Annotated in this window: 6 protein-coding genes; all 6 read left to right on the top strand. The window is 41.6% G+C overall.

Annotation, left to right across the window (positions count from 1 at the left end):
* The coding region (locus PHQ42_05160) for a hypothetical protein (protein MDD5072089.1) at nucleotides 1–648 on the top strand (648 nt) is incomplete at its 5' end.
* 29 nt (nucleotides 649–677) lie between these two features.
* Nucleotides 678–1,673, top strand: coding sequence for a hypothetical protein (locus tag PHQ42_05165; protein MDD5072090.1), 996 nt, complete (start codon nucleotides 678–680; stop codon nucleotides 1,671–1,673).
* A 113-nt stretch (nucleotides 1,674–1,786) separates the two neighbouring features.
* A complete protein-coding gene (locus PHQ42_05170) occupies nucleotides 1,787–2,434 on the top strand; it encodes a hypothetical protein (GenBank protein MDD5072091.1) in 648 nt (215 codons plus the stop codon).
* 100 nt (nucleotides 2,435–2,534) lie between these two features.
* Entirely contained in the window at nucleotides 2,535–3,563 is a 1,029-nt protein-coding gene (locus PHQ42_05175; GenBank protein ID MDD5072092.1) for a hypothetical protein, read from the top strand.
* 16 nt (nucleotides 3,564–3,579) lie between these two features.
* On the top strand, nucleotides 3,580–3,987 hold the full coding sequence (ybeY, locus tag PHQ42_05180; GenBank protein MDD5072093.1) for an rRNA maturation RNase YbeY: 408 nt from the start codon (nucleotides 3,580–3,582) through the stop codon (nucleotides 3,985–3,987).
* A 62-nt stretch (nucleotides 3,988–4,049) separates the two neighbouring features.
* Nucleotides 4,050–4,409 (top strand): diacylglycerol kinase family protein, encoded by a 360-nt coding sequence (locus PHQ42_05185; protein MDD5072094.1) that lies wholly within the window; start codon nucleotides 4,050–4,052, stop codon nucleotides 4,407–4,409.
* Nucleotides 4,410–4,501: the final 92 nt, after the last annotated feature.

The raw sequence follows: 4,501 nt of genomic DNA on the forward strand, positions 1-4,501 counted from the left end.
AGAAGCAATAACAGTTTAAGGTTTTGGCGGGGAAGCAACAGGATGATTATAACCGCCGACGGCAAGGTGGGAATTGGGACGGATAATCCCTATGCTAATTTACACATAAATGGCGGAAATCTTTATGTAACAGACAACGGCAATAACCCATTTATCCTGGTGGGCGACTCTCAAGCCGGCGGCGAGTTTGGTTTCTTAAAATGGGATAGCGCTAATGACAAACTTTATTTAGGGACCAGCGCCGGAGGCAACTCCATAACCATAAATGAAAACGGCAATGTCGGCATCGGCGTAACCAATCCGCAGGCGAAATTGGATGTTGCCGGAGACATCGCGGTTAATGGCAGGCCTTATCTTAAAGTCGGCTCTGTCAATGCCCGCGCTGGCAGTACTTATGATAAGGCCGGGAAAGATGTTTTGGATTTAAAATCAGTAGTTGGAAGCCTGGAAAATGCGAAAAAATGTTTGGTATTTGTAGTAGCCTCCAAAGCCGAGCATGGTTACGATTATAAAACTTCTTGTCGAGTTGATAATAATGGTTTTATAGACGCAAAACTTGAGCAAGATGGCATAGGTCCATATGATGGCATGGTTACTTGCGGTTATATCTGTTCTGCTACTACGGACCAAGATGTGGTTTATTATTAGAACTATATAAAAAATTTAACTATAACCATATGCGACCAGACAACCTCGCTAAAATCAAAAAATTGGAAAGGCAATTAACTGTCGGAGTTATTTTGTTGTTTGTTTCAATTATCGGATTCTTAGCCATATATGACTTAGGCCCGGGCCAAGAAGCATTGGCCATAACCGGCAATTATAACAAAAATAATACAGACAATAATAGCCTGAATTTCAACGACTGGAATAATTTGCCCAATGATTTTTTGGCCAAGAGTGGGGGCACTATGACTAATACTTTGACGGTTCAGGGGGCGAGCGGCCAAACCGGGCTTATAATGAAGTTAACAAGCGCTGATAACCACAATTCTCCGTTAATTAAGTTTGATTCTACTAGCGCCACGGGAGTCTCTAATGTTTGGTGGATGCGGCAAGAAGGCAATATGTGGGTTCTTAAAACATCACCTTCTGATTTATCCACAGCAATTACAGCAATCAGGTCTAACGCCGCCGGCAATGTCGGCATTGGAACTGTTTCCAGCCCAACAGAAAAACTGCAAGTTGAGGGCGATATTAAATTAGGCGGGCAAGAAGGAAATATTAAAGATGTTAATGCTATTATTGGTTATAACGACCTTTTTCTAAAGAGTAATCTATCAGAAACTGCCCCGATTTATATTGGGGGTTCCCAGGTGAATTTTTATACAAACCGAACCGAGAGAATGAGAATAACCCCGGCTGGCGAAGTCGGCATCGGCGTTACCAATCCGCAGGCAACTTTAGAAGTAGGGGGAAGCGGAATAAGATTAGGAGGTAAGACTAGAAATAAATGGGCTCCGGATATAAATACTTATACAGTTAAAGTAGGCGATACAAACAAAAATGTCGGTGTCCATGATGTTTGCCTTTCGGCCGGGATGAATTTTTATGACAGCGTCAACCAAGGCGGCGGAGGAACTGAAGGATGCAAAATATACAAACAAGGTAATAGTTGGCTAGTTCAAATTTTTGATACCGGCGAATGCTATATAATTTGTCTTGATTGGTAATTTTCGTTGCGGCAGTCCCGCTCTTCGCGAAGGGCGGGATTGCCGCAACGCAAAATAACATAAAAAAGTGAATTAGTTTTTTATATTATTTTATTTTTAAAAATTTTAAAAACATGTTTGACGATCTAAACAAAAAAACCAATAAAGTTGAAGACATTTTTTCCGGCACCGAAGAGGCGGTTAAGCCGGATGCCCTAAGGCCGGTTGCGCCGCCGGTTGCTTCTTCGCCCTCTCCGGGGAGAATTAAGGAAGAACCGGGGGGCGGGGGAGAAAAGGTGAAAAAAATCATTATTTTTGCTATACTGGTTATAGGAGTAGTTTTTATTATTTTTGGCATTTTTTGGGTTTTAAAAAAAGTTGATTCTTCCTTAAATAAAGAAATTGGGGATGCGGGAGAGCAGCAGGAAAGCTTAAAAGAAGAGGAAGTTCCGGTTTTTTCGGAAGAATTTGAGCCGCAAATTCCGGCGCCGGCGGAGGAAAAATCGCCTTCCCCGGCCGAGAGCATGTTTTTTCCGCCAAGCGTGGTTGGGCCGATTGACAGCGATCAAGACGGATTATCCGATGAAGAAGAGCTAGCTCTCGGAACCGACCCGAACAATGTTGACACGGATGGAGACGGTTTATCTGACTACGAAGAGGTAAGAATTTATAAAACCGATCCCCTAAACCCCGATACCGACGGCGATGGCTATCCGGACGGAGAAGAAGTAAGAAGCGGCTACAACCCCCTGGGGGAAGGCAGGTTATATGAGATACAGTAAAGTCTACGAATTACAAATCAGTACGAATTTACGAATACAGCAAAGACATTTTGTAAGTATTTGTAAATTTGTAAAAAATTTGTAATTTGTAATTATAAATATGTTTGGATTATTTAAAAAACAAAAAAAAGATAAAAGCGAAGAAAGCAAAGTTTCCGAGAAAGACCAAGAAATGGAGGTGATGAATAAACGAATTGGCAAAGAAATTACCATTCATACAATGCCGGCGAAATTCAGGCAAGACGGTTTAAAAACGGACAAGGCCAAAAAAACCGGAATTTTTGTTATGGTTGGCGGTTTTATATTTATAATAATTATCGCCTTTTTGCTTTATTTTTTTATTTTTAGAGCCCCCGAAGAAAAACAGGCGGCGCCGTTTTCCGAAAGCAAAGTTTATGCCCCGGAACCGGAAGCCCAGACCGAGGCGCCGGCAGGCGTTCAGGAAGAAGAGGAGGGGGAAGCGGAGGGAGTTCCTCCGGTCGCCACCCTTGAAGATTATTTGGGCGGGCTGGAGGAAACCGCCACTTCCACCATCCCGGGCGAAGAAGAAATTATAGCCACTTCAACGCCGGAGGCGGGAATTATCCGGGAAGACGGAGACGGCGACGGTTTAACTTGGAAAGAAGAAATTTTGTTAGGCACCAGCGATGAAAATATTGACAGCGATGGCGACGGTTACTCGGATTTTGAGGAAGTGATGAACCTTTATGATCCGGCAGGCAGCGGCAAGTTGGGGGATAACCCCAATATCGGCGAATATTCAAACGCGATTGGCTATAAAGTGCTTTATCCTCTTATCTGGTCAAGAATTTCCGTTGGCGGCGACGACTCAATCATGTTTAAATCAGAAGATGATGGCCAATTTATCCAGATAATTGTCCAGAATAACGCGGAGAAGCAGTCTGTCAAGGATTGGCATGAGCAGCAATTTGGAATTGAAGCTATAGAGCCGAGCCGGGAAATCACCGGAATCGGCTGGTCGGGCATAAAAAGCGAAGAAGGCTTGGTTGTCTATTTGGTCGATGACAATCGCGATTATATTTTTGTTTTGTCGTATAATGCCGGCCCCGACGGGATTTTGAGTTATAAAAATATTTTTTCCGCCATGATAAAGAGTTTTTCCCTTTAAGGTTGAGATTAAAATTATGGTTGTTGAAATAAACAATAAAACCGGAAGCAGAATTGATTTGTCTTTGGTCCAAGAAGCGGGGGAAAAGTTTTTGCGGGCGCATAAAAAATTTGATTACAGCGTTTCCCTCGCTTTTGTCGGGGATAAAAAAATTAGACAATTAAATAAAAAATATCGGGGAATTGACCGGGTAACGGACATCCTTTCTTTTCCCGGCGAAGATAAATTTTTAGGAGAAATAATAATTGATTATAGCCAGATCAAGAGACAAGCAAAGGAACTTGGCAATAAACCGAAAGATGAATTGGTATTTATTTTGGCGCATGGCTTATTGCATTTACTGGGGCATGACGACAAAACAGAAGCTGGGCGAAAGAAAATGGAGAAGTTGGGAAATAAGTTTATAAAGTCTATAAAGTTATAAAGTTTTTAAAGCGCCGTTTTAACTTTTTGCTTTATAAACTTTATAACTTTTAACCTCTTATTATGGTAAAGATAAAGAGATTATATAAAAGTTTTGCTTATGCCTTTCGCGGTCTAGGCAAAACCTTGAAAGAGGAGCAGAATTTACAGATTCAGAGTTTGGCGGCTTTGTTGGTTATTTTGCTGGGCTGGTATTTTAAAATTGCCAGTTGGGAATGGGTTGTTTTGATTTTAATTAGTGTTTTGGTGCTCTTAATGGAGTTGGTAAATAGCGCCGTGGAGCGGATAACGGATGTCTTGAAGCCGAGATTGGACAGTTATGTTAAAGAGATAAAGGATATTATGGCGGCGGCGGTGATGCTCGCTTCCATTATGGCGGTAATCGTGGGATTGATTATCTTTTTGCCTTATTTTGTAGATTAAGTTTAATCTTAGAAATAGTGAAAGATGTTGGTTGATAGATTAGATTCAAAATGCGCAAATTTGAATTTCAAACCGGAGAATTTTACCATATT

Source organism: Patescibacteria group bacterium (assembly GCA_028711655.1).
Classification (GTDB): Bacteria; Patescibacteriota; Patescibacteriia; order Patescibacteriales; family JAQTRU01; genus JAQTRU01.

What these genes read in the sequence shown, in the direction of transcription:
- PHQ42_05165 (MDD5072090.1), top strand. Translation starts at nt 678, where the DNA reads ATGCGACCAGACAACCTCGCTAAAATCAAAAAATTGGAAAGGCAATTA.
- PHQ42_05170 (MDD5072091.1), top strand. Translation starts at nt 1,787, where the DNA reads ATGTTTGACGATCTAAACAAAAAAACCAATAAAGTTGAAGACATTTTT.
- PHQ42_05175 (MDD5072092.1), top strand. Translation starts at nt 2,535, where the DNA reads ATGTTTGGATTATTTAAAAAACAAAAAAAAGATAAAAGCGAAGAAAGC.
- ybeY (MDD5072093.1), top strand. Translation starts at nt 3,580, where the DNA reads ATGGTTGTTGAAATAAACAATAAAACCGGAAGCAGAATTGATTTGTCT.
- PHQ42_05185 (MDD5072094.1), top strand. Translation starts at nt 4,050, where the DNA reads ATGGTAAAGATAAAGAGATTATATAAAAGTTTTGCTTATGCCTTTCGC.